This is a genomic window from Achromobacter sp. SLBN-14, assembly GCF_006715415.1.
Taxonomy (GTDB): domain Bacteria; phylum Pseudomonadota; class Gammaproteobacteria; order Burkholderiales; family Burkholderiaceae_B; genus Achromobacter; species Achromobacter mucicolens.
Genome location: NZ_VFNE01000001.1, coordinates 2,289,806 through 2,316,028 on the forward strand (window position 1 = coordinate 2,289,806; position 26,223 = coordinate 2,316,028).

The window sequence follows — 26,223 nt, forward strand, 5'->3', positions numbered from 1 at the left end:
AGAAGGCGTCAGGCCAACAGGGTAGGCAAAAAACGCCGGACAGATTGTCCGTCCGGCGACATATCCTTACCAGCCCCGCGACACTTCCCAGGTGACTTCGGCGCCCGCGGCTTGCGACTGGCGCATCATGTCCAGCAGCGGAAAAGCGCGTTCCTTCAGGCCCACCATGCGCGCCATCGGAGCGACGGCGGGCTTGTCGTCGTCTTCCTCGTCCTGGCCTTCGTGGGCGTGCTGGTACTCGTCGATCGCGCGTTCGATGCCGCTGATGGCCGGTCCCAGTTGCTCGACGGTGAAGACGCCGCGTTCGGGGATCTTGTCGCCGACGGACTTGCCGGCGGCCTGCAGCAGGGGCCCGGCGTGGTCGGTCAGCATCAGGACTTCGGCCACGACCTTGGAGTGAAAAGTGATCAGCATATTCTGGTCTCCCACAATGATTACCTTAGCTACGTACACTACCGCAACGTCCCCATGATGCCAACTGGCGCCCCCAAATCAACTATGATTCAGGGGTTTCCCGTGACAGCAGGCGCCTCGCCGGCCCTGATTCCGGCATGCGCGCGCCGGCTTGCCGGCCACCCGCCGGACGGCACCGTGCCCCGCGCCCGTCGGCGCGACGCGGATCGCCGGCAGGCCGCAAGCGCCGTGCCGCCATCGTCACTCACCCAGAACCACGCCAGACGCCCATGCTCCTCGAGCAACAGAAACAGCTAATCTCCCTGATCCAGGCCGCCGTCGCGCAAAGCCTGCCCGACGCCCAGCCCAACGTGCTGCTGGAGCGCCCCAAGGTTGCCGCCCACGGCGACGTCGCCACCAACGTGGCCATGCAGCTTGCCAAGCCTGCCCGCCGCAATCCCCGCGAACTGGCCCAGGGCATCGTGGACGCCGTGATGGCCAATCCCGACGCCGCAGCGCTGGTCGAGAGCGCCGAAGTGGCCGGTCCCGGCTTCATCAACCTGCGCATCACCCCGGCCGCGCGCCAGGCCGTGATCGCCGCGGTGGCCCAGCAGGGCGAGGCCTACGGGCGCGCCCCGCGCCTGGGCGAGAAGATCCTGGTCGAATTCGTGTCGGCCAACCCCACCGGACCGCTGCACGTGGGCCATGCCCGCCAGGCCGCGCTGGGCGACGCGCTGTGCCGCCTGTACGACGCCGTTGGCTGGGACGTCACCCGCGAGTTCTACTACAACGACGCCGGCAACCAGATCCAGAACCTGGCGATCAGCGTGCAGGCCCGCGCCCGCGGTCTGACCACCGATTCCCCCGACTGGCCCGAAGACGGCTACAAGGGCGACTACATCGCCGATATCGCCCGCGACTTCCAGGACGGCAAGACCATCCAGGCGTCCGACGGCGAGCCCGTCACCGCCACGGGCAACATCGACAACCTGGACGACATCCGCGCCTTCGCCGTGGCCTACCTGCGCCGCGAACAGGACCTGGACCTGCAGGCGTTCGGCCTGGCGTTCGATAACTACTACCTGGAAAGCTCGCTCTACACGTCCGGCCGCGTCGAAGCGACGGTCAAGGCGCTGATTGCCGGCGGCCACACCTACGAGGAAGGCGGCGCGCTGTGGCTGCGCACCACCGAACTGGGCACGGGCGACGACAAAGACCGCGTCATGCGTAAAAGGGAGGGCGGCTACACCTATTTCGTCCCGGACGTGGCCTATCACAAGGCCAAATGGGAGCGCGGCTTTCACCGCGCCGTGAACATCCAGGGCAGCGACCACCACGGCACCGTGGCCCGCGTGCGCGCCGGCCTGCAGGCGCTGGAAGAAGGCATCCCGAAGGATTACCCGTCGTACGTCCTGCACAAGATGGTCAAGGTCATGCGCGGCGGCGAAGAGGTCAAGATCTCCAAGCGCGCCGGCAGCTACGTGACCATGCGCGACCTGATCGACTGGGTGGGCCGCGACGCGGTGCGCTACTTCCTGATCCAGCGCCGCGCCGACACGGAATTCGTGTTCGACGTGGACCTGGCCCTGTCCAAGAGCGACGAGAACCCGGTCTATTACATCCAGTACGCCCACGCGCGCATCTGCTCGGTCATCAACAATGCGGGCATGCCGGCCGCCGACGTGGCCCAGGCCGACGCCGCGCTGCTGACCGCGCCGACCGAATTCGCGCTGATGCAGCGGCTGGCCGAATTCCCGCAGGTGGTGGCGCTGGCCGCCCAGGACCTGTCGCCGCACCACATTGCGTTCTGGCTGCGCGACTGCGCGTCCGACTTCCACGCCTGGTACAACGCCGAGCGTGTGCTGGTCGACGACACCGCCGTGAAGCTGGCCCGCCTGCGCCTGGCCGCCACCACCCGCCAGGTGCTGGCAAACGGCCTGGCGCTCTTGGGCGTTTCCGCGCCCGAGCGGATGTAACATCGGTTCATGGCCACCAAGCGCAAATCCACCCGCCGTTCCTCCGGCGAAAGCGGCAGCACCCTGTACGGGGCGCTGGCCGGTCTGCTGATCGGGCTGATCGTCGCCGCCGTCGTCGCGTTCTATGTCACCAAGGCGCCCGTTCCCTTCGTGGACCGGGCCAGCCGCCAGGGCGATACGGGCAAGCTGCCCGATCCGCGCTCGGCCCCAGACCCCAACGCGGGCCTCTACGGCCGCGACGGGGCGGCGGGCGCCCCGCCCACCGGTCCCACCGCCACCGCGCCGGCCCCGCTGCCGGGCGCAGGCGCGCCGGGCAAGGGCGACGAGACACCCGCCAAGCTGGACGACCTGGGTGCGCTGATTGCCACGCTGCCCACGTCCCGGCCCCCAGCGGCCGCCCCGGCGGCCCCCGCCGCCACCGCGTCCGCGCCCACGCCCATCTCCAAGGCCACCCCCGCGGCCACGGCCTCGGCCAAGCCTGCCGCCCCCGCTGCCACGGGCACGTACTACCTGCAAGCGGGCGCCTTCCGCGGCGAAAACGACGCCGAATCGCTCAAGGCGCGCATCATTCTGCTGGGCCTGCCGGTCGCGGTGCAGAAGGCGGAACTGAACGGCAAGCCCATCAATCGCGTCCGCGTCGGCCCGTTTGCCCGCCTGGACGACATGAACCGGGCACGTGGCCGCCTGGGCGAGAACAAGATCGAAACCGCCGTGGTGCGCCAGTAGCACCACGCGGCGGATCGTTTTGCATTGAACTAATCCGGCCCCGGGCCTGTCTGTAGCCTTTTATTCAGGAACCTCACCCATGCTGTCCCCCAAGCTCATCCGCATCCTGGCAGCCGCCGCGCTGACCGCCACCGCGTTCTTCAGCCCGGCCAGCCACGCGCAAGGCGCCCAGCAGTACGTGCCCATCAACCCGCCGCTGCCGTCGGACACCCCGGGCAAGGTCGAGGTCCTGGAATTCTTTGCCTATTCGTGCCCGCACTGCGCCGCAATGGAACCCATGGTTGAAGACTGGGTCAAGACCGCGCCGTCCGACGTCGTCCTCAAGCAAGTGCCGATCGCCTTCAACGCCGGCATGAAGCCGCTGCAACAGCTGTACTACACGCTGCAGGCCCTGGACCGTCCCGACCTGCACGCCAAGGTCTTCACGGCCATCCACGGCGAGCACAAGCGCCTGTTCGACAAGAAGGCCATGGGCGAGTGGATTGCGACCCAGGGCGTGGACCGCGCCAAGTTCGACTCGGTGTTCGATTCGTTCAGCGTCCAGACCCAGGTGCAGCGCGCCAACCAGCTCGCCGACGCCTACCGCATCGAAGGCACCCCGTCGTTCGCCGTGGGCGGCAAGTTCATGACCTCGCCGGTCATGGCGGGCAACAGCTACGAAGGCGCCTTGAAGCAGGTGAACGCGCTGATCCCGATGGCGCGCGCCAAGTAATCCGCGGCAAACGCAGCAATGCAAACGCCCCGAGCCTTTCCAGGCCGGGGCGTTTTTCTTCATCCGTCTCGCAGCCGCGCGGCTATGCCTTGACGGACGCGGCCTGCTCGAAGGCCTGCGTCAGGTCGGCGATGATGTCTTCCGGCGATTCCAGCCCGATGTGCAGACGCACGACGGGATTTTCGCCTTCGCCCCAATAGCGGTGCTTGGACAGATCCTTGGGCGACACAAGCTGCACCAGGCTTTCATACCCGCCCCACGAGAAGCCGATGCCAAATAGCGTCAGCGCATCGACAAAACGGCGCGCTGCGGCCGGGGACAGGGCCAGTTCCGCCGACAGCATGCCGTTCGACCCCGTGCAATCGCGCTTCCACAAATCGTGGCCGGGATCCTTCGGCCAGGCCGGATGGAAGAGGCGCACGGTCTCGGGACGGGCGTTCAGGAATTCGCACACCTGCATGGCGTGGCGCGCATGCTGAGCCATGCGGATGGGCATGGTGCGCACGCCGCGCAATGCCAGCCAGGCGTCGTCCGCGCTGATGGAATAGCCCATCGCATACTGCGTGCGGTTCAGCTTGCGGGCGATGCCTTCGTCGTTGGTGACGACCGCGCCCAGCATCAGGTCGGAGTGCCCGCCCACATACTTGGTGCCCGCGATGACAGAGACCTGAGCGCCCAGCGTCAGCGGCCGGTAGATGTAGCCCGATCCCCACGTGTTGTCGGTGGCCAGCACCAGCCCGTGCCGCTGCGCGATGGCGGCCATCGCGCCCATGTCCAGCATTTCGAAAAGCAGGGAACCCGGCGACTCCACGTACAGCAGCGTGGTGTTGGGCCGCACCAGCGCATCGATGTCCTCACCCGCCGCAAAGTAGGTGATGTCGATGTTCATGCGCTTGAGCACCGCGTCGTCCAGCTCGCGCATCGGACCGTACACGCTGTCCGAGATCAATGCATGGTCGCCAGCCGAGCACAGCGCCATCATCACCATCGTCATGGCCGACAGGCCGGACGACGCCAAGTAGCAGTGCGTGCCGCCTTCGAGCTGCGTGAACACCTCTTCCAGCGCGGCATGCGTGTCCATGCCCATGCGCCCGTACGTCGACGCGCGCCCCCCGGCCGCCTTGCTGCGCTGCGCGTTTTCCAGCGCGGCGAGATTGGCAAAGCGCACCGTGCTCGCCCGCATGGGCGGCAGCGGCACCGGCGCCGTGCCGGTCTCGGGATTGAACGGGGCGGTGCCCGCGTGCTGGAGAACCGTATCGATGTGTTTGGTAGGCATCTTGTAGAGGTGCGTCAAAGCCGGGAAAACCAAACCATATCAGGACGCGGCGGGAATTTCAGCCGATCCATTGAACCGTCTCGGACAAATCCGCGCGGCGGGTGCGGTAGCTGTTGGCCGGATGCGCCGTGTCCTCAAACCCGAACGAGATGCCGCAGACCACGCGCCGGCCGGGTCCGATGCCCAGCACTTCGCGCAGGACCTCGGGATACATCGCCAGCGACGCCTGGGCCACGGTTGCCACGCCGTTGGCTTGCGCGGCCAGCAGGAAATTGGCGACATAGCCGCCGCAATCCATGGCGCCGTATTCGCCCAGCGCCTCGTCGGTCGTGATGATCGCGACATGCGGCGCGTCGAAGAGGGCGAAGTTGCGCATCTCCTGCCGCCGGTAGGCCTCGCGATCGCCGCGCGGCACGCCGACGGCGCCGTACAGCTGGAAACCGGATTCGCGGCGGCGGGCCAGGTATTCGTCGCGGTATTCGCGCGGGAACGGGAAATCAGGCTTGAAGCCTTCGACCTGCGCGCGGCGCTCGAGCGCATCGCGCAGGCGCCGGGTGGCGTCGCCCTCGGTGATCGTCACCTGCCAAGGCTGGCAGTTGCACCAGGACGCCGTGCGCTGCGCCAAGGTCAGGATGCGTTCGATGGTGGCGCGGGGCACGGGTTCTGGCAGAAAGGCGCGGCAACTGTGGCGGGCCCGCAGCCAGTCCTCGAGTGCGGCATCGGCGGGCGGGTTGACGGCGTTCTGGGGTTGGGCGGCAACGGTCATGGTCGGTCTGTCTCCTGTCCTGGTCGGCTTTGACCTTATGATGCCACTAGCCGCGCGCCACTGGCCGTGCGCCACTAGCCGTGCGCCACTAGCCGCGCGTTGCTGTTCCGTCACCAAAGAGACTCCATGCTGCCCCTAGACACCCTCATCGCATTCTTTGGCATTGCCGTGCTGCTGGCGCTGACGCCGGGGCCGGACAACCTTTTCGTGCTGATGCAGTCCGCCATCTGGGGACGCAAGGCGGGCATGTTCGTGGTGCTGGGGTTGTGCACCGGCTTGCTGGGTCACACTGCGGCTGTCGCAGTCGGGCTGGCCGCGGTGTTCGCCGCCTCGCCCATCGCGTTCACCGTGCTCAAGCTGGCGGGCGCGGCCTATCTGGCGTATCTGGCCTGGCAGATCCTGCGCGCCCCCCTCGAATCCGAAGACGGAAAACGTCCCGAACCCATGCGGCCCGGCGCGTTGTACCGCCGCGGCATCGTCATGAACCTTACCAATCCGAAGGTGCTGCTGTTCTTCTTCGCCTTCCTGCCGCAATTCACGTCGCCGCGGCTCGGCCCGGTGGGTTTGCAGACGATGCAACTGGGTGCGGTGTTTATCGTGTCGACGCTGCTGGTGTTCGGGGCGATCGCGTTCTTCTCGGGTGCGTTCGGGGAATTGCTGCAGCGTTCGGTGACGGCCAAGCGCTGGTTGAATCGCATTGCCGCGCTGGTGTTCGTCGGGCTGGCCGTCAGGCTGGCGACGGCTTCCCGCTAGACACCGCTAATCGTCGCGCTGGTGCTGATCCCCAGCGGCGGCACGCGATCAGCGGGACACCGGCAGCCGGACACGAGCAGCGATGCTCGCATCCCCCGGCCGCCCATCATGCCAATCAAGCCGCCTTAAACCGCACGATGCCGTCCGCATCCTGCGCCCGCGTGAGCTTGCCTTCGAAGTACAGCGCATGCAGATGCGCCAATGCCTCGCCCATCGCGAAAGTCAGCTGGTGCAGGTCCAGCTTGCGCTTGAACAGCACGGGCACGATGTCCGACGTCGATTGCGGCTGCACCGCACAGGCTTCCAGCACCTCGGCCAGCCGGTCGCGATGATGCTCGTGCTGCTGCGTGATGCGTTCGTGCAGGCCCTTGAACGGGCGGCCGTGCGACGGCAGCACCAGCGTGTCGCGAGGCAGGCCGTCATAGCCGTGCAGCGACCGCAGATACAAAGGCAGCGGATTGGCGTCGGGTTCGTAATCGAAGACGCTGACGTTGGTGGAAATGCGCGGCAGCACCATGTCGCCGGAGATCAGCACGCCAAGATCAGGCGAAAACAGCGATGCGTGTTCCGGCGCATGGCCATAGCCCACGATCACGCGCCAATCGCGTCCGCCGATGCGAACCTGGTCGCCGTCCATGATGCGGGTGTACCGCGACGGCACGGCGGGCACCAGGTTGGGGTAGTAGCTTGCGCGCTGGCGGATCTGCTCCTGCGAGTCCGGGTCGGTCAGGCCGTGGCGCGCGAAATGCTCGACCGCGGATTGGCCACCAGGGCCCGCCCCCGCGTCGGTGCGGCGCGACGACCACAGCGACGCCACCATGTAGTCGGTCATCGTCATCCACAGCCGTGCGTTCCAGCGTTCGCACAGCCAGTGGGCAAGGCCGATGTGGTCCGGGTGCATGTGCGTGACCAGCACGCGCAGCACGGGAAGGCCGTCCAGCTCATTCTTGAACACGTCTTCCCACAGCGTCTTCACCTCGTCGCGTGAAATGCCGCAATCGACGATGGTCCAGCCGTCCTGGCCGTCGATGTTGTCGCGCAGCAGCCAGAGGTTGATATGATCCAGCGCGAACGGCAGCGGCATCCGGATCCATTTGACGCCCTCCGCCACCGCATGCGCGCGGCCGGCCTCGGGCTGGAAATCGGCCCAGGGATACTGAAGCTTCTGCTCGTTGGGGTTCATTGCCTCTCGCTCCACGCTTGACGATCACGTCAAGTCATCATAATTTACGTTTACGTAAACTGCCACACGTCGCATGCCCTCGTCAACCTGGACCATCTCCGAGCTCGCCCGCGAGTTCGACGTCACGCCCCGCACGATCCGCTTCTACGAAGACCAGGGAATCGTCAGCCCGGCGCGCGAGGGCCGCAACCGCATTTTCGGACCGCGCGACCGCACGCGCCTGAAACTGGCCCTGCGCGGCAAGCGGCTGGGCCTGCAGTTGTCCGAGATCCTGACGCTGATCGACATGTACGACGGACCCGGCGACACCGAAGTCCAGCTGCGCCAATACCTGTCCGTGCTGGAGCAGCACCGCGCCACGCTGGAGCAACAGCGCCGCGACATCGACGATACGCTGCAAGAAATCAGCGAACAGGAGCGCCAGTGCCGCGCCCTGCTGGCGCAGAAGCCGTAGTCCGCATGGCAGCACTCCAAACCCTTGGGCTGTTCGTCCTGACCGCCCTGGCCGAAATCATCGGCTGCTACCTGCCTTACCTTTGGCTGCGTAAAGGACACTCCATCTGGCTGCTGGCGCCCGCCGCACTGAGTCTGGCGCTGTTTGCCTGGCTGCTGACGCTGCACCCGACCGCATCCGGCCGCGTCTATGCCGCGTACGGCGGCGTCTACATCGGCATGGCGCTACTGTGGCTGTGGGCGGTGGACGGCGTGCGGCCCAGCGCCAGCGACTGGATCGGCGTGGGCCTGTGCATCGCCGGGATGCTCGTGATCATGTTCGGGCCGCGCGGGAGCTGATCCGGGCCGCCAAACGGGCAAGAAAAAGCGCGCGTACCTGTAAAGGGCCGCGCGCTTTGCATGGGTGCTGGTCTTTTGACGTAGGCTGCGTCTCGGCGCATCTGCGCGCGGCGGATCGACCGCCGCCGCGCCGAAGTGCCACCACAAACCGCCGATCACTCCGCCTTGATATTGCCTTCCTTGATGAGGCGCCCGTTGTTCGTGAACTCGGCCTGCACCTGCTTGGCAAACGCCTCGCCCGACGCCGTGCCCGGCTGCAGGAACGACTTGGCCAGAAGCTCCTGGAATTCGGCGCTGGCCACCGCCTTGGTCAACGCGGCCTGCAAGGGCTGCGACACCGTGGGCGGCAGGTTGGCCGGCGCGAAGATGCCGAAGTTCGAGTAGTACTGCGCCTGCGGCAGCTTCAGCTCGGCCATCGTCGGCACGTCGGGCCACGCGGCCAGACGTTGCGGCGCCATCACCGCCAGCGGCTTGAGCGCGCCGTTGGCCACGTGCGGCAGCACCACGTCGCTGTTGACCACCAGCAGTTCCACCACGCCGCCCAGGCCGTCGGTCAGCGCCTGGCTGTTGCCGCGGTAGGGTACGTGCAGCATTTTCGTCCCCGTCTGCGCGGTGACCGCCGCCATGCCGATGTGCGCAACCGTGCCCTGGCCGGGCGTGCCGTAGCGCACGCCTTCCGGATGCGCCTTGGCGTATTCCACCAGTCCCGCGAAATCCTTCACGGGCAACGCCTTGGTCGCCACGATGGCCACCGGCGCGACGGCCACGCTAGCCACCGGCGTCAGGTCCTTCATCGGGTCGTAGTTGGTCTTGGCCAGATGCGGGAAGATGGTCAACGGGCTGGTCGAGGCCAAGAGCAGCGTGGTGCCGTCCGGCTGCGCGCGCGCCACGTAGTCCGTGCCCACGGACGCGCCCGCGCCGGGCTTGTTCTCAACAATGACCGTGATGTTCGCTTCCTTGCGCAGCGCGTCGCCCAGACGCCGCGCGATCGCATCGGCGCTGCCGCCGGCCGTGTACGGCACGACCACGGTGACCGGCTTGGCCGGCCAGGTCTGCGCCATCGCGCCGCTTGCCATGATTGCCAGGGCCGCCCCCGCGGCCTTGATGAACAACGTCTTCTTTTTCATATCGTCCTGGTGATGTTGCGTAGCACTGCGTGGGTGAAACGGATTGCGGTAAAGCCCATCAGGCAAGGTAGCGTTGCGCCAGGCGAACCCAGTACGACGCCCCCGCCGGAATCAAGGAATCATTGAAGTCATAGCTGGCGTTGTGCAGCATGCACGGGCCCAGGCCGTGGCCCGCCATGCGATGCTCGCCATCGCCGTTGCCCAGGAATACGTAGCACCCCGGCTTTTCCTGCAGCAGGAAGGCAAAGTCTTCCGATGCCATCGCCGGTTCGATGGTCAGCGCGCGGTCCTCGCCCACGACCTCGCGCATCACGCCCATGCAGAATTCCGTCTCGGCCACGGTGTTGACCAGCGCCGGGTAGCGGCGCTCGAAATACACCTCGGCCTCGCAACCATGCGCCGCGGCGATGCTGGGCGCGATCTCCTGCATGCGCCGCTCGATCAAATCGACCACGTCGGTGCTGTAGGCGCGCACCGACCCGCCGAGCCACGCGGTATTGGGAATCACGTTGATGACGCTGCCGCCCGCCTGCACCTGCGTGATGGACAGCACTGCGGCATCCAGCGGACGCTTGCTGCGCGTCAGGATCGTCTGAAGCGACTGGCCAATGGCAAAGAGCGCCGGCACCGGATCATTGCAGTCCTGCGGCGCGGCAGCATGGCCGCCCTTGCCCTTGACCGTGATCTTGAAGCCATTGGCCGCCGCCATCATCGGGCCGGCACAGACACCGAAGGCACCGGCCGGCAAGCCCGGCCAGTTGTGCATGCCGAAGACCGCCTCGCACGGAAACCGCGTAAAGAGGCCATCCTGGATCATGGCCCGGCCGCCCGCGCCGCCTTCCTCGGCCGGCTGAAAGCACAGGTACACCGTGCCGTCGAAACCGCCCGCCGTCTGCAAATGCTGCGCTGCAGCCAGCAACATCGCGGTATGGCCGTCGTGGCCGCATCCGTGCATCTTGCCGTCGTGACGCGAGCGGTGTTCGAACTGGTTTTCTTCCTGCATGGGCAGCGCGTCCATGTCGGCGCGCAGCATGATGGCCCGGTCCGACGTGCCCCGCTTGATCACACCCACCACGCCCGTCTTGGCAATGCCCGTGTGCGTTTCGATGCCCCAGCCGCGCAGCGTGTCGGCCACCACCTTGGCCGTGCGGTGCTCTTCATAGCAAAGCTCCGGGTGCATGTGGATGTCACGGCGCAGCGCCACGATGTCGTCCAGGTTGGATAGTTCAAGCACAGCTGACTCCGTCGGATGTTTCAGGATTAAAGGGTCGCATCAAGTATTGCCCATCGTCCCTTCCGCCGCGCCTACAACACGCTAGGGATAACCCTCATCCAATTTACGTTTACGTAAACGTAATATTTGCACTGCATCATTGCGCGGCGCCGGGCGAACGGCGCATCATGGATCACTCCCGCGACGGCGGCCAAGACACGCACGCGCAGGACCATGAATGTAAGCACCTACTATCACGGAGACACTGATGAATCTTCCCGGCCTGAACTTCGACCTGGGCGAAGACCTGGACATGCTGCGCGACGCCGTACGCAATTTCGCGCAGGCCGAGATCGCGCCGCGCGCCGCGGAAGTCGATCGCAGCGACCAGTTCCCCATGGACCTGTGGCGCAAATTCGGTGACCTTGGCGTGCTGGGCATGACCGCCGACGAGGAATATGGCGGCGCCAACATGGGTTACCTGGCCCACATGGTCGTCATGGAAGAAATCTCCCGCGCCAGCGCCTCCATCGGCCTGTCGTACGGCGCGCACTCCAACCTGTGCGTGAACCAGATCAACCGCAACGGCACCGCCGCCCAGAAGGCCAAGTACCTGCCCAAGCTCATCTCCGGCGAGCACGTGGGCGCGCTGGCCATGAGCGAGCCGGGCGCGGGCTCGGACGTCGTCAGCATGAAGCTGCGCGCCGACAAGAAGGGCGAGCGCTACGTGCTGAACGGCACCAAGATGTGGATCACCAATGGCCCGGACGCCGACACCCTCGTCGTCTACGCCAAGACCGACCCCGAGGCCCACCAGCGCGGCATCACCGCGTTCCTGGTCGAAAAGGGCTTCAAGGGCTTTTCCGTGGCGCAGAAGCTGGACAAGCTGGGCATGCGCGGCAGCCACACCGGTGAGCTGGTGTTCCAGGACTGCGAAATCCCCGAGGAAAACGTGCTGGGCCAGGTCAACGGCGGCGTGAAGGTGCTGATGAGCGGCCTGGACTACGAACGCGCCGTGCTGTCCGGCGGCCCGCTGGGCATCATGCAGGCCGTGATGGACGTGGTGGTGCCCTATATCCACGACCGCAAGCAGTTCGGCCAGGCCATCGGCGAATTCCAGCTCATCCAGGGCAAGGTCGCCGACCTGTACACCACGCTGCAAGCCAGCCGCGCCTTCTGCTATCAGGTCGGCAAGAACCTGGACAAACTGGGGTCCGACCACGTGCGCCAGGTGCGCAAGGACTGCGCCGCGCTCATCCTGTACACCGCCGAAAAGGCCACGTGGATGGCGGGCGAGGGCGTGCAGATCCTGGGCGGCAACGGCTACATCAACGAATACCCGGTCGGCCGCCTGTGGCGCGACGCCAAGCTGTACGAGATTGGCGCCGGCACCAGCGAAATCCGCCGCATGCTGATCGGCCGCGAACTCTTCAACGAAACCGCCTGACGCCATATCCACAGCCCGCGCCATGATCCGCACGTCCGACATCCAGCACATCGAGCAGGCGCCCGCCCCGGGCCCCTCGCCGCTGGACGTCGCGCGGCTGATCCTGGCGGGCTTTGACCGGCACTACGCGCTGTTTCGCTACAGCGCGCAGCGCGCCAAGGCGCTGTTCGAATCCGGCGACTGGCACGGCATCCAGCACCTGTCGCGCGAACGCATCGAGTACTACGACATGCGTGTGCGCGAATGCGCCACGCAACTGGAAGGCGTGCTGCGCGGGCGGCCGGAAGGCGCGGTGGGTGGAAACGGCGCGGGCAACGGTGGCGGCAATGGCGCCGACGCCCCGTCCCTGACCGACGCGCAGACCGCCTACTGGCAAGACATCAAGCAGGAATTCGTGGGCCTCTTGGGCGAACACCGCCAGCCCGAGTGCGCCGAGACCTTCTTCAACTCGGTGTCGTGCCGGCTGCTGCACCGCGACTACTTCCACAACGATTTCCTGTTCGTCCGGCCGGCCGTCGCCACTGATTACCTGGACAGCAGCATCCCGTCCTACCGCGTGTATTACCCGGTGACCGACGGCCTGGAAAAAAGCCTGATCCGCATGGTGGCCGACTTCGGCCTGGCGCTGCCCTTCGAAGACCTGCCGCGCGACACGCGATTGCTGGCGCGCGCGGCCGTCTCCAAGCTGCGCACCGTACTGCCGCGCCACGTCGGCCGGCGCATCGCCACCGACTGCCAGGTTCACGCGCTGGGGTCGCTTTTCTTTCGCAACAAGGGCGCCTACATCGTCGGCCGCCTGATCAACCAGACCACCGTCTATCCCTTTGCCATCGCGCTGACGCGCAATCCGGCGGGACAGGTGACGCTGGACGCGCTGCTCTTGGGCGCGGACGACCTGAGCACGCTGTTCAGTTTTACCCGCGCGTATTTCCTGGTGGACATGGAAACGCCCGCTGCCGTGGTCAACTTCCTGTCGAGCCTCTTGCCGCGCAAGCCCAAGGCCGAGCTCTACACCATGATCGGCCTGCAAAAGCAGGGCAAGACGCTGTTCTACCGCGACTTCCTGCACCACCTGGCGCATTCGCGCGACGCGTTCGACATCGCCCCCGGCATCAAGGGCATGGTGATGTGCGTGTTCACGCTGCCGTCCTACCCGTACGTGTTCAAGCTCATCAAGGACCGCATCGACAAGGACGGCATGGACCACGCCACCGTGCGGCGCAAGTACCAGATGGTCAAGCTGCACGATCGCGTCGGCCGCATGGCCGACACCTGGGAATATTCCCAGGTGGCCCTGCCGCGCGCCCGCTTTGCGCCCGCGCTGCTCAATGAACTGCGCCGGCTGGTGCCCAGCCTTATCGAGGAAACCGCCGACACCGTCGTCATCCGCCACGTCTACATCGAACGCCGGATGACGCCGTTGAACCTGTACCTGCAGCAGGCGCCGGACGCGCTGCTGGACCACGCGGTACGCGAATACGGGGACGCCATCCGGCAACTGGCCGCAGCCAATATCTTCCCCGGCGACATGCTTTACAAGAATTTCGGCGTCACGCGCCTGGGCCGGGTCGTCTTTTATGACTACGACGAAATCCAGCGCATGACCGAAATGAACTTCCGGCGCATCCCGCCGGCCCCGAATGAAGAAGCGGAGATGGCCGCCGAACCCTGGTACGCCATCGGTCCGAACGACGTCTTCCCCGAGGAATTCGGCCGCTTCCTGCTGGGCGATGCGCGGGTGCGCGGCGCCTTCATGCGTCACCATGCCGACCTCCTGGAACCGGACTGGTGGCAGGCCTGCCGCGCCCACGTGGCGCAAGGCCGGATCGAAGAATTTTTCCCTTACGATAAGGACAGACGCCTGCGTTCAGACCGCCCTTCAAACGGCCACGCGGTGTTGTAACCCAATCGCTGTCCCGACCCTCACAGGAGCAAGTCATGTCAGATCCCATCGTCATCGTTTCCGTCGCCCGCACGCCCATGGGCGGCATGCTGGGCAGCCTGTCCGGCCTGGCCGCGCACGAGCTGGGCTCGGTCGCCATCAAGGCCGCGGTCGAACGCGCCGGCATCAAGCCGGAGCAGGTCGACGAAGTCATCATGGGCAACGTGCTGCAAGCCGGCCAAGGCCAGGCGCCCGCCCGCCAGGCCGCGCTGGGCGCCGGCCTGCCGCTGGGCGTGGCGTGCACCACCATTCACAAGGTCTGCGGCTCGGGCCTGAAGGCCGCGATGTTCGGCCATGACCTGCTGGCTTCGGGCAGCGCCGAAATCGTCGTGGCCGGCGGCCAGGAAAGCATGAGCAACGCGCCGTACCTGCTGCTCAAGGGCCGCCAGGGCTACCGCTATGGCCACAACACCGTGTACGACCACATGGCGCTGGACGGCCTGGAAGACGCCTACGACAAGGGCAAGGCCATGGGCGTCTTCGCCGAAGACTGCGCCTCCAAGTATTCGTTCACGCGCGAACAGCAGGACGAATTCTCGCTGGAATCGCTGCGCCGCGCGCGCGCTGCGTCGGAAGACGGCAGCTTCAAGTGGGAAATCGCCCCCGTCACCGTCGCCGGCCGCAAGGGCGACACCGTGATCGACACCGACGAAGCGCCCACCAAGGCCATGCCGGAAAAGATCCCGACCCTCAAGCCCGCCTTCAAAAAAGACGGCACCGTCACCGCCGCGAACTCGTCGTCGATCTCCGACGGCGCCGCCGCCATGGTGCTGATGCGCGCGTCCACCGCCGAAAAGCTCGGCGTCAAACCGCTGGCCCGCATCGTCGCGCACTCGCAGCATTCGCAGGAACCCAACTGGTTCACCACCGCCCCCGTCGGCGCGCTGAAGAACCTGTTCAAGAAGACCGGCTGGACGGCCGAGGACGTGGACCTGTACGAGATCAACGAAGCCTTCGCGGTGGTCACCATGGCCGCCATGACCGACTTCAAGCTTCCGCATGACAAGGTCAACATCCACGGCGGCGCCACCGCGCTGGGCCACCCGATCGGCGCTTCGGGCGCCCGCCTGATGGCCACCCTGATCGGCGCGCTGCGCAAGACCGGCGGCAAGCGCGGCGTGGCCACGCTGTGCATCGGCGGCGGCGAAGCCGTCGCGATGGCCATCGAAATGGTCTAAGCGTCTGCCTGCTTGGGGCGCGGGCTTTGTCCGTTCCTCAAGCAGGATTCCGCTGCGCCTTTCTGGCAGGGCAATCACCGCGACGGGTCGGTCGCGGGCCAGGCAGGAAAGGCGCAACGAAATCCTGATTTTCCAAATCGACAAGAATGCCCGGCCCACCGGGCAGCGAGACAACCCGCTCTTTTTCGAGCGCCTTCAAATTCCAATCAAGCAGGACGGGTGGTACCCCATGCCCATCATCGAATCCCGCATCAATCCGCGGTCGCAGGACTACATCGACAACGCCAGCGCCATGCAGGCGCAACTGGACGATCTGAACCAGCAGCTGGCGCAGACGGCCCTGGGCGGCAGCGAATCCGCCCGCGCCAAGCACACCGCGCGCGGCAAGCTCTTGCCGCGCGACCGTGTGGAGAACCTGATCGATCCGGGCACCCCGTTCCTGGAACTGTCGCCGATGGCGGCGCATGGCATGTACGACGGCGACGCGCCCGGCGCGGGTGTCATCACCGGCATCGGCCGCGTGTCCGGCACCGAATGCGTCATCGTCTGCAACGACGCAACGGTCAAGGGCGGCACCTACTATCCGATGACCGTCAAAAAGCACCTGCGCGCGCAGGAGATCGCCGCGCAGAACCATCTGCCGTGCGTGTATCTGGTGGACTCGGGCGGCGCCAACCTGCCGCAGCAGGACGAGGTCTTTCCCGACCGCGAACACTTCGGCCGCATCTTCTACAACCAGGCGCAGATGTCGGCGCAGGGCATCGCGCAGATCGCCGTGGTGATGGGCTCTTGCACCGCCGGCGGCGCGTACGTGCCCGCCATGAGCGACGAGTCCATCATCGTGCGCAACCAGGGCACCATCTTCCTGGGCGGCCCGCCGCTGGTCAAAGCCGCCACCGGCGAAGAAGTCAGCGCCGAAGACCTGGGCGGCGGCGACGTGCACACGCGCCTGTCGGGCGTGGTCGACCACCTGGCCGCCAACGACATGCACGCGCTGCAACTGGCGCGCAACGCCGTTGCGCGCCTGAACCGCAAGAAGCCGCAGCCGCTGGCCACCATCCCCGTGCGCGAACCGCGCTTCGATCCCAGCGAACTGAACGGCATCATTCCCGCCGACACCCGCAAGCCCTACGACGTGCGCGAAGTCATCGCGCGCATCGTCGACGGCTCCGAGTTCGACGAGTTCAAGGCCCGCTTCGGCCCCACGCTGGTCACCGGCTTTGCGCACATCCACGGCATGCCCGTCGGCATCGTCGCCAACAACGGCATCCTGTTCTCCGAGTCCGCACAGAAGGGCGCGCACTTCATCGAACTGTGCGCGCAGCGCAAGATCCCGCTGGTGTTCCTGCAGAACATCACCGGCTTCATGGTCGGCCGCAAATACGAAAACGAAGGCATCGCGCGCCACGGCGCCAAGATGGTGACGGCCGTCGCCACCGCCAACGTGCCCAAGTTCACCGTGCTGATCGGCGGCTCGTTCGGCGCCGGCAACTACGGCATGTGCGGCCGCGCCTATTCCCCGCGCATGCTCTTCATGTGGCCCAACGCCCGCATCTCGGTCATGGGCGGCGAGCAGGCCGCCAGCGTGCTGGCGACTGTGAAGCGCGACGGCATCGAAGCGCGCGGCGGGCAATGGTCGGCGGACGAAGAAAATGCGTTCAAGGCCCCGATCCGCGAACAGTACGAGCGCGAAGGCCATCCGTACTACGCCACCGCAAGATTGTGGGACGACGGCATCATCGCGCCCGCCGACACGCGCCGCGTGTTGGGACTGGCGTTGTCTGCGGCGTTGAACGCGCCCATCGAAGACACCAAGTTCGGCGTGTTCCGAATGTAGGTCGCACGCTTAGACCGAACCCCACTTCTACGCGCTTCGCGCCCCTTCCGAACACTTCAGCTTGGATAACGCAATGTTCGATACTGTGCTGATTGCCAACCGCGGCGAAATCGCCTGCCGCGTCGCCGCCACCGCGCGCCGCATGGGACTGCGCACCGTCGCCGTCTATTCCGACGCGGACGCCAACGCCCGCCACGTCGCCGCGTGCGACCAGGCCGTCTACATCGGCGGCTCCGAGCCGCGCGCCAGCTACCTGCGCGCCGACGCCATCCTGCAAGCCGCGCGCGATACCGGCGCCGGCGCCATCCACCCCGGCTACGGCTTCCTGTCGGAAAACGAAGCCTTCGCCCAGGCCGCGCAGGACGTCGGCATCGCCTTCGTCGGCCCGCCGGCATCGGCCATCGCCGCCATGGGCAGCAAGTCCGCCGCCAAGACCCTCATGGAAAAAGCCGGCGTGCCGCTCGTGCCCGGCTACCACGGCGACAACCAGGATCCGCAGTTCCTCAAATCGCAGGCCGACGGCATCGGCTATCCCGTGCTCATCAAGGCCAGCGCGGGCGGCGGCGGCAAGGGCATGCGCATCGTCGAATCGTCTGGCGCGTTCCTGGACGCACTGGCCTCGTGCCAGCGCGAAGCCGCCTCCAGCTTCGGCGATGACCGCGTACTGATCGAACGCTACCTGCAAAAGCCGCGCCACATCGAAATCCAGGTGTTCGCCGACACGCACGGCAACTGCGTCTACCTCTTCGAGCGCGACTGCTCCGTGCAGCGCCGCCACCAGAAAGTCATCGAAGAAGCGCCCGCCCCCGGCATGACCGAAGAACGCCGCCGCGCCATGGGCGAAGCCGCCGTCGCCGCCGCGCGCGCCGTCGGCTACGTGGGCGCAGGCACGGTGGAATTCATCGCCGAGCCCGACGGCCGCTTCTACTTCATGGAAATGAACACGCGCCTGCAGGTCGAGCATCCGGTCACCGAAATGATCACCGGCCACGACCTCGTCGAATGGCAACTGCGCGTCGCCGCCGGCCAGCCGCTGCCCGCACGCCAGGAAGACCTGCGCATCAACGGCCACGCCATCGAGGCCCGCATCTACGCCGAGAACCCCGAGAAGGGCTTTCTGCCGTCCATCGGCACGCTTGCCTACCTGAGCCTGCCGCCGCACACCGCCTTTGCCAACGGCGACATCCGCGTCGACGGCGGCGTGCGCATGGGCGACACCATCACCCCGTTCTACGACCCGATGATCGCCAAGCTCATCGTGCACGGCGCCGACCGCGACCAGGCCCGCGCGCGCATGCTGCAAGCCTTGGCGCAGACGCAGGCTGTCGGCGTGCAGACCAACGTCGCGTTCCTGTCGCGCCTGATGAAGGACAGCGCCTTCGCGGCCGCTGATCTGGACACCGGCCTCATCGAACGCCAACGCGCCACGCTGCTGCCCGACCCGCAACCCGCTGATGCCGACGTGCTGGCCCTTGCCACCGCCGCCGTGCTGGTTCGCCAAGGACTTGCTCAACCGGGCGCGCAAGGCGCAGGCAAAGGCCCCGCCGACCCGTGGGACGCGCGCGACGGCTGGCGTCTGGGCGGCCAGTATCGGCGCCAACTGCAATGGACCGACAACGGCGAAGCCCGTCACGTCACCGTCGCCCGTCAGGGCGGCGCGTGGACGCTGGACACCGGCGACGGCGCGCGCCCCTTCCTGTGGCGCTCGCACGCCAGCGCCAATCCCAACCTGGCCTACGGCCTGCGCATCACGCTGCAAGGCCACGAGAGCGCCGGCACGGTCGTTCTGCACGGCGACCGCGCCTACGTCTTCCGTGAAGACGGCTCGCACGTCCTGGAGCTGTATGACGCGCTGACGCACTCGCAGGACACGCAAGGTGAACACGGCGCGGGCCTGGCCGCGCCCATGCCAGGCAAGATCATCTCGATCTCGGTCAAGGCCGGCGACAAGGTCGAGAAGGGCCAGCCGCTGCTTGTGATGGAAGCGATGAAGATGGAGCACACCATTTCTGCCACCGCAGACGGTACCGTGGGCGAGGTGTTCTACGGGGTGGGGGATCAGGTGACCGAAGGCGCCGAGCTGGTGTCGATCGAATAACAGCGATTTGGGTTTGGCTGGCGGCTCCCGGCGGTTTCGCTCGGAGCCGCTTTGTATTTGGGGGCACGCCGGTTTAGCTATCCGTCAGCGCCCCGCGCCTAGAATCGGCTCTTCCCCCACGCCACGCCCACCATGTCCGCCGACACGCCCAGTCCGCTTTCCAGTCCGCCGTTCCTGCATTTCCTCTGCGGCCGCGTCGCCGCGTCACTGGCGTTCCAGATCGTCTCCGTCGCCGTGGGCTGGCAGATCTACGCGCTGTCCGGCAGTGCGCTAGACCTGGGCCTCATCGGCCTTGCCCAATTCCTGCCCATGGCCGCACTCACGCTCGTCGTCGGCCACGTCGCCGACCGCTACGACCGCCGCAAGATCGTCGCCCTCTGCATGGCGCTGGAAGCGTTGGCCACGCTGGTCCTCGCCATCGCCGCGCTGCACGGCGTCGGCGGCAAGACGCTCATCTACGCCACCATCATCATCATGAGCTCGGCCCGCGCCTTCGAAGCGCCGACGCTCTCCACGCTCATCCCCGCCGTCGTCCCGCGCGAATGGCTCCCACGCGCCACCGCGCTGTCCTCATCCGGCGGCCAGATCGCGCAGATCGCCGGCCCCGCGCTGGGCGGCGTCGGCTACAGCCTCGGGGCAGGGTGGATCTACTGCGTCGCCGCCGCGTTGTATTTGACGGCCTTCATCGCCATCGCCACCCTCGTCATCGAACGCGCGCCGCCGCGCAAGGAACCAACCACCTGGCGCGCGCTGTTCGGCGGCATCACCTTTATCTTCCAGCGACGGTTGCTGCTGGGCACGCTGTCACTGGATCTCTTTGCGGTGCTGCTGGGCGGGGCGACTGCGCTGCTGCCGATCTTTGCGAAGGACATTCTCAATGCTGGGCCTTGGGCGCTTGGTGCATTGCGCGCCGCGCCGGCTTGCGGTGCGGCGTTGATGTCGTTGACGCTGGCGCGTTTGAGCCTGGGTGAGAACGTTGGTCGGCTGCTGTTCGGCTCGCTGATCCTATTCGGCCTGGCGACCACGGTGTTCGGGCTGTCGACCTCGATTCCGGTGTCGATTGCAGCGCTGGTCGTGCTGGGCGCAGCGGACGCGGTCAGCGTTGTCGTGCGGTCATCGCTGGTGCAGTTAAATACGCCCGATCACATGCTGGGGCGGGTCAGCGCGGTGAACACCTTGTTTGTCGGTGCGTCGAACCAGCTTGGGGAATTTGAGTCTGGGCTCACCGCGCAGTTGTTCGGCGCGGTGCCCGCTGTGGTGATTGGCGGGGTGGGGACGATTGCGGTCGCAGCGTTGTGGATGCGGTGGTTCCCGGAACTGAGGCGGCTTCGGACGTTGAATGGGAATGAGGTGGCGCAGGGCTGAGATTCGCGGCGGTGGGGAGTGTCAGTATTTTTGTGTTTGAGGCGTTAGAAGCCTGATAGTTGTTTCGATCAGGCTTATGGATGCTATCTCAGCGATACGGGTCAGTGAAGCGTTCTGCATAAATCACGGCGAACTGGTTCATAGCGGCCTTCCAGTCGTGCGTGGCGCTGCCCCAGGCCCCGGTGATGTTGCGCAAGACCAGCCACAGTAGCTTGGTGGCCGCTTCGTCGCTTGGGAAGTGACCTCGCGTTTTCACCGCGCGGCGCAGTTGGGCATTAATGCTCTCGATCGCATTGGTGGTGTAAATCACCTTGCGGATCGCCGGTGGGAACGTAAAGAACGGGATCACACGGTCCCAGGCCCGGCGCCATGCGTCAGCGATCGGGGCGTAGCGCTGGCCCCAAGGGCCTTGCTCGAACTGCACGAGCGCGGCCAGCGCTGCCTCCACGGTCGCTGCCGTGTAGATCGGCCTTAGCGCCGCAGCCACCGTGCGGCGCTCCTTCCAGCTGGCGTATTCCAGGCTGGAGCGGATCAGGTGCACGATGCAAGTCTGCAGCGTCGTGGCCGGGAACACCGCATTCAGCGCCTGCTCCATGCCCTTTAGACCGTCAGTGACAGCGATCAGGATGTCCTGCGTGCCGCGGGTCTTGAGCTCGTTGAACACCTTCATCCAGAACTTGGCACCTTCGGTCTGCTCGATCCACAGGCCCAGGATGTCGCGCGTGCCGTCTGGCAACACCGCCAGCGCCAAGTACACGGCCTTGTTGCGCACCACGCCGTCCTCGCGGATCTTGACCCGCAGCGCGTCGAAGAACACCACCGGATACATCGTCTCCAGAGGCCGCGTTTGCCAGGCCGTGACCTCGTCCATCACCGCGTCGGTCACCGAGCTGACGAACTCCGGCGAGACTTCCGTGCCGTACTGCTCGAGCAGAAACCCTTGGATCTCGCGCACCGTCATGCCGCGGGCGTACATGGCGATGATCTTGTCGTCGAACCCGGTAAAGCGGCGCTCGTGCTTGGGGATCAGGATCGGAGCGAAGCTGCCATCGCGGTCGCGTGGGATCTCCACCCGCAGCGGCCCGTCATCGGTCAGGACTGTCTTGGAACTCTTGCCGTTGCGTTGATTGGTGGCCTGCTCGGGGCGCTCGCCGCCCGCCGGATAGCCCAGGTGGTGGCCCAATTCCGCTCCCAGGGCCCGTTCGATCAGCGCCTTCTTGAACGCCATCGACAGGTCCTGCACCGCCTCGGCGGTCATAGGGCCTTTGACGAATTGATCAACCAACTCTGCTGGAATCGCCGGCAGTTCCCTCAGCGGCGTTTTTTTCTTGGTAGCCATACATGCTCCTTGAGCAACATGTTAGGCCCCAAACACAAAATTTATGACACTCCCCGGCGGTGCTGTCCACACAGCCGACAGCCCCGGGCGAATCTTAGGCCGGAGAACTTCCGCGCTGAGATGCAACGGTCGCTGTGCGCGCCAAGCGGTCGTTCAGCTTTCCATCTAATCAGTAGACAGCTTCGAATACAGCACGAAGTCACCTGGCGTTCCTCGAACCATCCGGTAAGAGCGCAGAAGTCCTTCGCGGTGAAAGTGACAACGCTTGAGAACGCTCTCGGACCTCGCGTTGGTGTGCAGGACCGTAGCCTGTACACGGTTGAAGCCGTATGTTGAGAAGGCCCACCGGGTAACCGCGTCGCATACGGCGCTCGCGACACCTAATCCCCAATGGGACGGGGCAACGTCGTAGGCGATCTCGGCAGTTTTGTTGGCGCTCGATATCGTGTGAAAGCCGATTGTCCCGACTAGCCGATCGTCGAGCCTGTCGACGATAGCTAGCCGCCGCTCCGAATCGGCAGAGGTGGAGTCAAACAAGTCGAACAAGCGGGAAAGGTCTCTGACCGAATCCAGATTCCAGCTCGTATGCTGGAACACCGCCGGCAGGGCAAGATATGCATACCAATCGTCCGCGTCGGATCGCTCTAGCTGCCGTAGCACGACAGCCGGGTGGCCAGAGCTTGGGGCCGCCGTGATTCGCATCAATCGCTCCCTTGTTGAGTCGTCCTGCCTGTGATCAGCACCAGAAAATTTAATGCAGCGATAGCGCCTTAGATGTAGCGCCTTGCGACCTAAAAAGGGCGATTTCCAATCCAAGCGGAAAAGCGCAAAAGGTAGCCATCAGGGTCTTGCACTAAAAACTGCTGCACGCCGATCTCGACTTCTCCGCTTCTGTACCATCGCTCTTCGGGCTCCCGGTAGAAAGGCCAAGCGGCATCCCGTAACGTCCTGCTCAGAGCGTCGATCGACTTCACCTTGATCTCGAAATTCACACCACGACCCAGCGGTGCTTCAAGCGGTGCCGTGATCCAGCCGTCGTCGCCGCGGACCTCTTCGAGCATGAACTGTGCACCCTCGCGGTCAAGGAAAACAAACCCCTCTTCTTCGCGCTGATAGACGACCTCGAAGCCGCACAAGTCGATCCAGAATTGCCGACTACGCGCGAGGTCTTTAACCATCAGCTCAGGGACCATGCGTGCTCGGTACGATTTATCTTCCATCGTCTCTCCTTTTTATTCGGGCCATCGTATCGCCCTTGACTCCAGCGGGCCATGGAAGCCCCTGCCAACCACAACTGCGTTATTTCCAGCTTTCCTTACTCATCTCAAACCGATTCGCCGCCCCGGCCGCCGGTTCGAAGTAATACTTAGGCTCCCGATAAACCAACTCCTTCAACGCGGCATCCAGCTTCGGCAGCTGGAAACTGGCAGCAGAAGGCGCCTTCCGAAAATCCTCAATACTGGCAGGCAAACGCTCCATCGTCATCGACTCCAGCAAGCACACCCATTCCCGCGCCAACACTCCGCAAGAATCCTTGACCATGACCGGCTGATCGTCCGGCATCTTGTACCCATCCATCAGCACCACATCGCCCGCTTTCAGCGTGATCGTGGCCAACGGCGTAAAGAGCAGTTCCGTGTCAACGCCGGCGACGGGCAACATCTCTGCCTCGCGGTTGTGGAACGCGCGCTTGGCCCCTTCCACCCACCGATACTCCCGCGCCGCCTCATTGCAGCCGTCCCCGATGCGCAACGTGACCTCGCAGCCTGCGCCCAGCCCGTCCTCGCTTGGCGTGATCGGCGTCCAAGGCCCATCCTTCTTGAAGTCGATATCCGGCGTCTCGGTCAGCGTCGCCATGCCGAGGTCTTTCTGATAGTCCATCGACTTTGCACGCGCGTCCGAGTCCGGCAACGCCGTACGCGGCTGGTGGTAGGTAATGCGACTGAGCCGGTACTCGCCGGGCCACACCGGGATCACTTGATACGCCAATGCGCCGCGCGTCGTCTGGAACAGCGGGCCCGTGTCCGAGAAATCAAACTTGTGCTTGCCTTGCCCCACGGTCATCGCGAAGCCCTTCTCGGTCTTGTGCTGCCAATGCAGGAGCGTGCTGCGCTGACGAGTGAATTGATCCCGCGTGTCCGCATCGTCGAAGTTGCGCGGTGGTCCCGCATCGAAATTGACGGTCGGGATCACCACGATCGCCATGTCCTTGCGGGCTTGGTCGAACAGCTTGTCGGTGTTCTCAAGATGCCGCTTCCACATGGCTGCCGCCTCGGCTTGTGTCGCTTTATCGTTTGTCGACTGCGCCCAGGCGGCAACCGGGGCGGACAGGGCGGACACGCATACAAGGGCAAGCACGCGGCGAGACAGCGTCATCGGTCTTCGTTCCTTTATGAGATTGGTTGTTGAGCCTATCGGCGTCTGTTGCCCCTGCGGCTGAACACGGCCCCGGGGCGAAGACACCAGGGCATGATATCGCGGCGAACATTCACGCGATGGGACGAGCGGCATCCGCTTCCTGATCACGTCGCGGGATACCTCCCGCCACATGCCGGTGGCGGGCCATGTGCCTGCCTCGTAGACGGCCCGTCAGCGTCGGCGTCGCCGCTCAGAGTAGACTGGCAGCCTTCTTCAACATTCCGAGTCCACATCCATGCTCGTCAAAGCCCTGCGTGTCGGCCTGGGTCAAATCATTGTCCTGGGCGACGCACTGACCCGTCCGCGTCCGCAGAAGCGCTCGCCGCAAGGCCAGGCCGCCGTCAACGCGGACGCCGCCGCACTCTCGCTGTATCAATTCCAGGCCTGCCCCTTCTGCGTGAAGACCCGCCGCGCCATGCATCGCCTGAACGTGCCGGTCGCATTGAAGGATGCCAAGCACGACCCCGAAGCGCGCGCCGCGTTGCTGGCGGGCGGCGGCAAGGTGAAGGTGCCTTGCTTGCGCATCGAAGACGCCGATGGCACGCGCTGGATGTACGAGTCCAACGACATCATCGCGTACCTGGAAAAGCGGTTTGCCAACGTCGCCTGATTGAGCCGCACGATCATGATGCCCGCCGTGATTCGGATGACCATTGCGCTATGCGCCACCAGCCTGCTCGCCGCATGCGAACCGTCGCTGCCGCCCCCGCCGGCCGGATCCAAACTCACTGCCGAAACCATCGCCACGCGTGAAGCGCCGCCCGAACATCAGTTCAAGGGCGTGCTTGCGGGAAAGCCCATTCATCTGCTTGCGCATAACTGCAAGGTGTATCGGGTCGATCCCGCTGAAGGCGAGAACGTGAGCTGGACGTTGGTGCTGGAGGGCGATTTCTATCCGTTGCCGACGTCTTGCTTGCGTCAGTCGCTTACGGAAGAGAAGGGCGGCGTCACGGCGTTCATTGGCCGGCAGGCGCTTGGGGCGGGGGGATGCTGCACGGGCACGCCGGAGTATCGGACGAAGGATGGGGTGACGTGGAATCCGAATTGAATCCGTGTCACCCCGGCGCTTGGGTCACATGGGCCATGAAGATTGCATCGCATGGCCCCTTTCCCGATTCAGCGTGCTGACACCGAACGCCCCCGCGTCATCGACTCCAACACGCCATCCCGCCGCACCCAGCCATGAAACAACGCTGCGGCCAGATGCAGCAGCACCGTCGCGAACAGCAGAAAGGCCAGATAGCGATGCGCACCCCGTAGCCAACTGAACAACCCCGCATCCGCAGGCGCAATCGGCGGCAACTGCCAACCGGCCGCCACGACCGGATAACCCCCCGCCGACAGCATCGCCCAGCCAATCAGCGGCATCGCGAACATCAGCGCGTACAGCAGCACGTGCGAGGCCAGCGCCGCATGACGTTGCCAGGCCGGCAGATCCGCTGGCAACGCAGGCGCGCCCTTGAACACACGCCTGGCCAGACGGATGCACACCAGCGCCAGCAGCGCCAGGCCCAACGGCTTATGAATCTGCACCAGCCACTGATGCCGCTCGGACACCGACGCCACCATGCCCACGCCGATGAACAGCATCGCGAGTATGCCGGCCGCCATCGACCAATGCAGCGCGCGTGCGAATAGGCTGAACGTGGCGGGCAGGCGTCGGGTTTGATAGGACTGCATGT

The 26,223-nt window shown here is 65.6% G+C and carries 25 protein-coding genes; 14 read left to right on the top strand and 11 right to left on the bottom strand.

The genetic code is table 11. The features are described from left to right. Positions 1–66: 66 nt before the first annotated feature. A complete protein-coding gene (locus FBY20_RS10430) occupies positions 67–414 on the bottom strand; it encodes a DUF1840 domain-containing protein (RefSeq protein WP_056327740.1) in 348 nt (115 codons plus the stop codon). A 269-nt stretch (positions 415–683) separates the two neighbouring features. Between FBY20_RS10430 and argS the strand changes: the two genes are divergently transcribed. From argS to FBY20_RS10445, 3 genes are all read left to right on the top strand, one after another. After that, entirely contained in the window at positions 684–2,369 is a 1,686-nt protein-coding gene (argS, locus tag FBY20_RS10435) for an arginine--tRNA ligase (RefSeq protein WP_142051951.1), read from the top strand. A gap of 9 nt (positions 2,370–2,378) precedes the next feature. Next, on the top strand, positions 2,379–3,095 hold the full coding sequence (locus tag FBY20_RS10440) for an SPOR domain-containing protein (RefSeq protein ID WP_142051955.1): 717 nt from the start codon (positions 2,379–2,381) through the stop codon (positions 3,093–3,095). Positions 3,096–3,174: 79 nt separating this feature from the next. Continuing rightward, on the top strand, positions 3,175–3,807 hold the full coding sequence (locus FBY20_RS10445; RefSeq protein ID WP_056327737.1) for a thiol:disulfide interchange protein DsbA/DsbL: 633 nt from the start codon (positions 3,175–3,177) through the stop codon (positions 3,805–3,807). Between the two features lie 82 nt (positions 3,808–3,889). On the opposite strand, the gene metC is transcribed toward FBY20_RS10445, so the two are convergent. Both metC and FBY20_RS10455 read right to left on the bottom strand, forming a co-directional pair. After that, complete coding sequence (gene metC / locus FBY20_RS10450) at positions 3,890–5,083, bottom strand: cystathionine beta-lyase (protein WP_142051958.1); 1,194 nt, start codon at positions 5,081–5,083, stop codon at positions 3,890–3,892. A 58-nt stretch (positions 5,084–5,141) separates the two neighbouring features. After that, a complete protein-coding gene (locus tag FBY20_RS10455; protein WP_142051961.1) occupies positions 5,142–5,849 on the bottom strand; it encodes a nitroreductase in 708 nt (235 codons plus the stop codon). Positions 5,850–5,975: 126 nt separating this feature from the next. Between FBY20_RS10455 and FBY20_RS10460 the strand changes: the two genes are divergently transcribed. Beyond that, on the top strand, positions 5,976–6,602 hold the full coding sequence (locus FBY20_RS10460) for a LysE family translocator (RefSeq protein ID WP_056327736.1): 627 nt from the start codon (positions 5,976–5,978) through the stop codon (positions 6,600–6,602). Positions 6,603–6,717: 115 nt separating this feature from the next. Here the strand turns inward: FBY20_RS10460 and FBY20_RS10465 are convergent, their stop codons facing one another. Continuing rightward, on the bottom strand, positions 6,718–7,785 hold the full coding sequence (locus tag FBY20_RS10465) for an MBL fold metallo-hydrolase (RefSeq protein ID WP_063954170.1): 1,068 nt from the start codon (positions 7,783–7,785) through the stop codon (positions 6,718–6,720). A gap of 73 nt (positions 7,786–7,858) precedes the next feature. On the opposite strand from FBY20_RS10465, the gene FBY20_RS10470 reads away from it, so the two are divergent. Next, positions 7,859–8,239, top strand: coding sequence for a MerR family DNA-binding transcriptional regulator (locus FBY20_RS10470; RefSeq protein WP_056327734.1), 381 nt, complete (start codon positions 7,859–7,861; stop codon positions 8,237–8,239). Positions 8,240–8,244: 5 nt separating this feature from the next. Beyond that, positions 8,245–8,577 carry a YnfA family protein gene (locus FBY20_RS10475; protein ID WP_062839377.1) on the top strand — a complete coding sequence of 111 codons (333 nt, stop codon included), beginning with the start codon at positions 8,245–8,247 and terminating at the stop codon, positions 8,575–8,577. 155 nt (positions 8,578–8,732) lie between these two features. On the opposite strand, the gene FBY20_RS10480 is transcribed toward FBY20_RS10475, so the two are convergent. Then, complete coding sequence (locus tag FBY20_RS10480) at positions 8,733–9,704, bottom strand: tripartite tricarboxylate transporter substrate binding protein (RefSeq protein ID WP_142051964.1); 972 nt, start codon at positions 9,702–9,704, stop codon at positions 8,733–8,735. A gap of 58 nt (positions 9,705–9,762) precedes the next feature. Continuing rightward, positions 9,763–10,938: a M20 aminoacylase family protein gene (locus FBY20_RS10485; protein WP_082578974.1), complete on the bottom strand. Its 1,176-nt coding sequence runs from the start codon at positions 10,936–10,938 to the stop codon at positions 9,763–9,765. A gap of 247 nt (positions 10,939–11,185) precedes the next feature. Here FBY20_RS10485 and FBY20_RS10490 point away from each other — a divergent pair, with 247 nt between their 5' ends. The 6 genes from FBY20_RS10490 to FBY20_RS10515 all read left to right on the top strand — a co-directional run bounded on the left by FBY20_RS10490 (position 11,186) and on the right by FBY20_RS10515 (position 20,784). Further along, positions 11,186–12,364, top strand: coding sequence for an isovaleryl-CoA dehydrogenase (locus FBY20_RS10490; RefSeq protein WP_142051966.1), 1,179 nt, complete (start codon positions 11,186–11,188; stop codon positions 12,362–12,364). 22 nt (positions 12,365–12,386) lie between these two features. Beyond that, on the top strand, positions 12,387–14,267 hold the full coding sequence (aceK, locus tag FBY20_RS10495; RefSeq protein WP_142051969.1) for a bifunctional isocitrate dehydrogenase kinase/phosphatase: 1,881 nt from the start codon (positions 12,387–12,389) through the stop codon (positions 14,265–14,267). Positions 14,268–14,302: 35 nt separating this feature from the next. Then, positions 14,303–15,484, top strand: a complete 1,182-nt coding sequence (locus FBY20_RS10500) for an acetyl-CoA C-acetyltransferase (RefSeq protein WP_062839373.1) — start codon at positions 14,303–14,305, stop codon at positions 15,482–15,484. A 229-nt stretch (positions 15,485–15,713) separates the two neighbouring features. Beyond that, entirely contained in the window at positions 15,714–17,321 is a 1,608-nt protein-coding gene (locus FBY20_RS10505; RefSeq protein WP_056327727.1) for a carboxyl transferase domain-containing protein, read from the top strand. A 73-nt stretch (positions 17,322–17,394) separates the two neighbouring features. Next, a complete protein-coding gene (locus FBY20_RS10510; protein WP_142051971.1) occupies positions 17,395–19,419 on the top strand; it encodes an acetyl/propionyl/methylcrotonyl-CoA carboxylase subunit alpha in 2,025 nt (674 codons plus the stop codon). Between the two features lie 132 nt (positions 19,420–19,551). Next, entirely contained in the window at positions 19,552–20,784 is a 1,233-nt protein-coding gene (locus FBY20_RS10515; RefSeq protein ID WP_142051974.1) for an MFS transporter, read from the top strand. A gap of 88 nt (positions 20,785–20,872) precedes the next feature. On the opposite strand, the gene FBY20_RS10520 is transcribed toward FBY20_RS10515, so the two are convergent. From FBY20_RS10520 to FBY20_RS10535, 4 genes are all read right to left on the bottom strand, one after another. After that, positions 20,873–22,123 (bottom strand): IS256 family transposase, encoded by a 1,251-nt coding sequence (locus tag FBY20_RS10520; protein ID WP_142051401.1) that lies wholly within the window; start codon positions 22,121–22,123, stop codon positions 20,873–20,875. Positions 22,124–22,288: 165 nt separating this feature from the next. Beyond that, on the bottom strand, positions 22,289–22,825 hold the full coding sequence (locus FBY20_RS10525) for a GNAT family N-acetyltransferase (RefSeq protein ID WP_142051977.1): 537 nt from the start codon (positions 22,823–22,825) through the stop codon (positions 22,289–22,291). Between the two features lie 89 nt (positions 22,826–22,914). Continuing rightward, complete coding sequence (locus FBY20_RS10530) at positions 22,915–23,343, bottom strand: VOC family protein (RefSeq protein WP_142051980.1); 429 nt, start codon at positions 23,341–23,343, stop codon at positions 22,915–22,917. 79 nt (positions 23,344–23,422) lie between these two features. Then, the gene (locus FBY20_RS10535; protein ID WP_142051983.1) at positions 23,423–24,499 is read right to left on the bottom strand and encodes a hypothetical protein; all 1,077 of its coding nucleotides are present in this window, start codon (positions 24,497–24,499) and stop codon (positions 23,423–23,425) included. Between the two features lie 277 nt (positions 24,500–24,776). Here FBY20_RS10535 and FBY20_RS10540 point away from each other — a divergent pair, with 277 nt between their 5' ends. Together FBY20_RS10540 and FBY20_RS10545 are read left to right on the top strand one after the other, a co-directional pair. Next, the gene (locus tag FBY20_RS10540; protein WP_142051986.1) at positions 24,777–25,151 is read left to right on the top strand and encodes a glutathione S-transferase N-terminal domain-containing protein; all 375 of its coding nucleotides are present in this window, start codon (positions 24,777–24,779) and stop codon (positions 25,149–25,151) included. 15 nt (positions 25,152–25,166) lie between these two features. Continuing rightward, a complete protein-coding gene (locus tag FBY20_RS10545; protein ID WP_056327787.1) occupies positions 25,167–25,589 on the top strand; it encodes a hypothetical protein in 423 nt (140 codons plus the stop codon). Positions 25,590–25,657: 68 nt separating this feature from the next. On the opposite strand, the gene FBY20_RS10550 is transcribed toward FBY20_RS10545, so the two are convergent. Next, a complete protein-coding gene (locus FBY20_RS10550) occupies positions 25,658–26,221 on the bottom strand; it encodes a cytochrome b (protein ID WP_142055884.1) in 564 nt (187 codons plus the stop codon). Between the last annotated feature and the right edge of the window lie 2 nt (positions 26,222–26,223).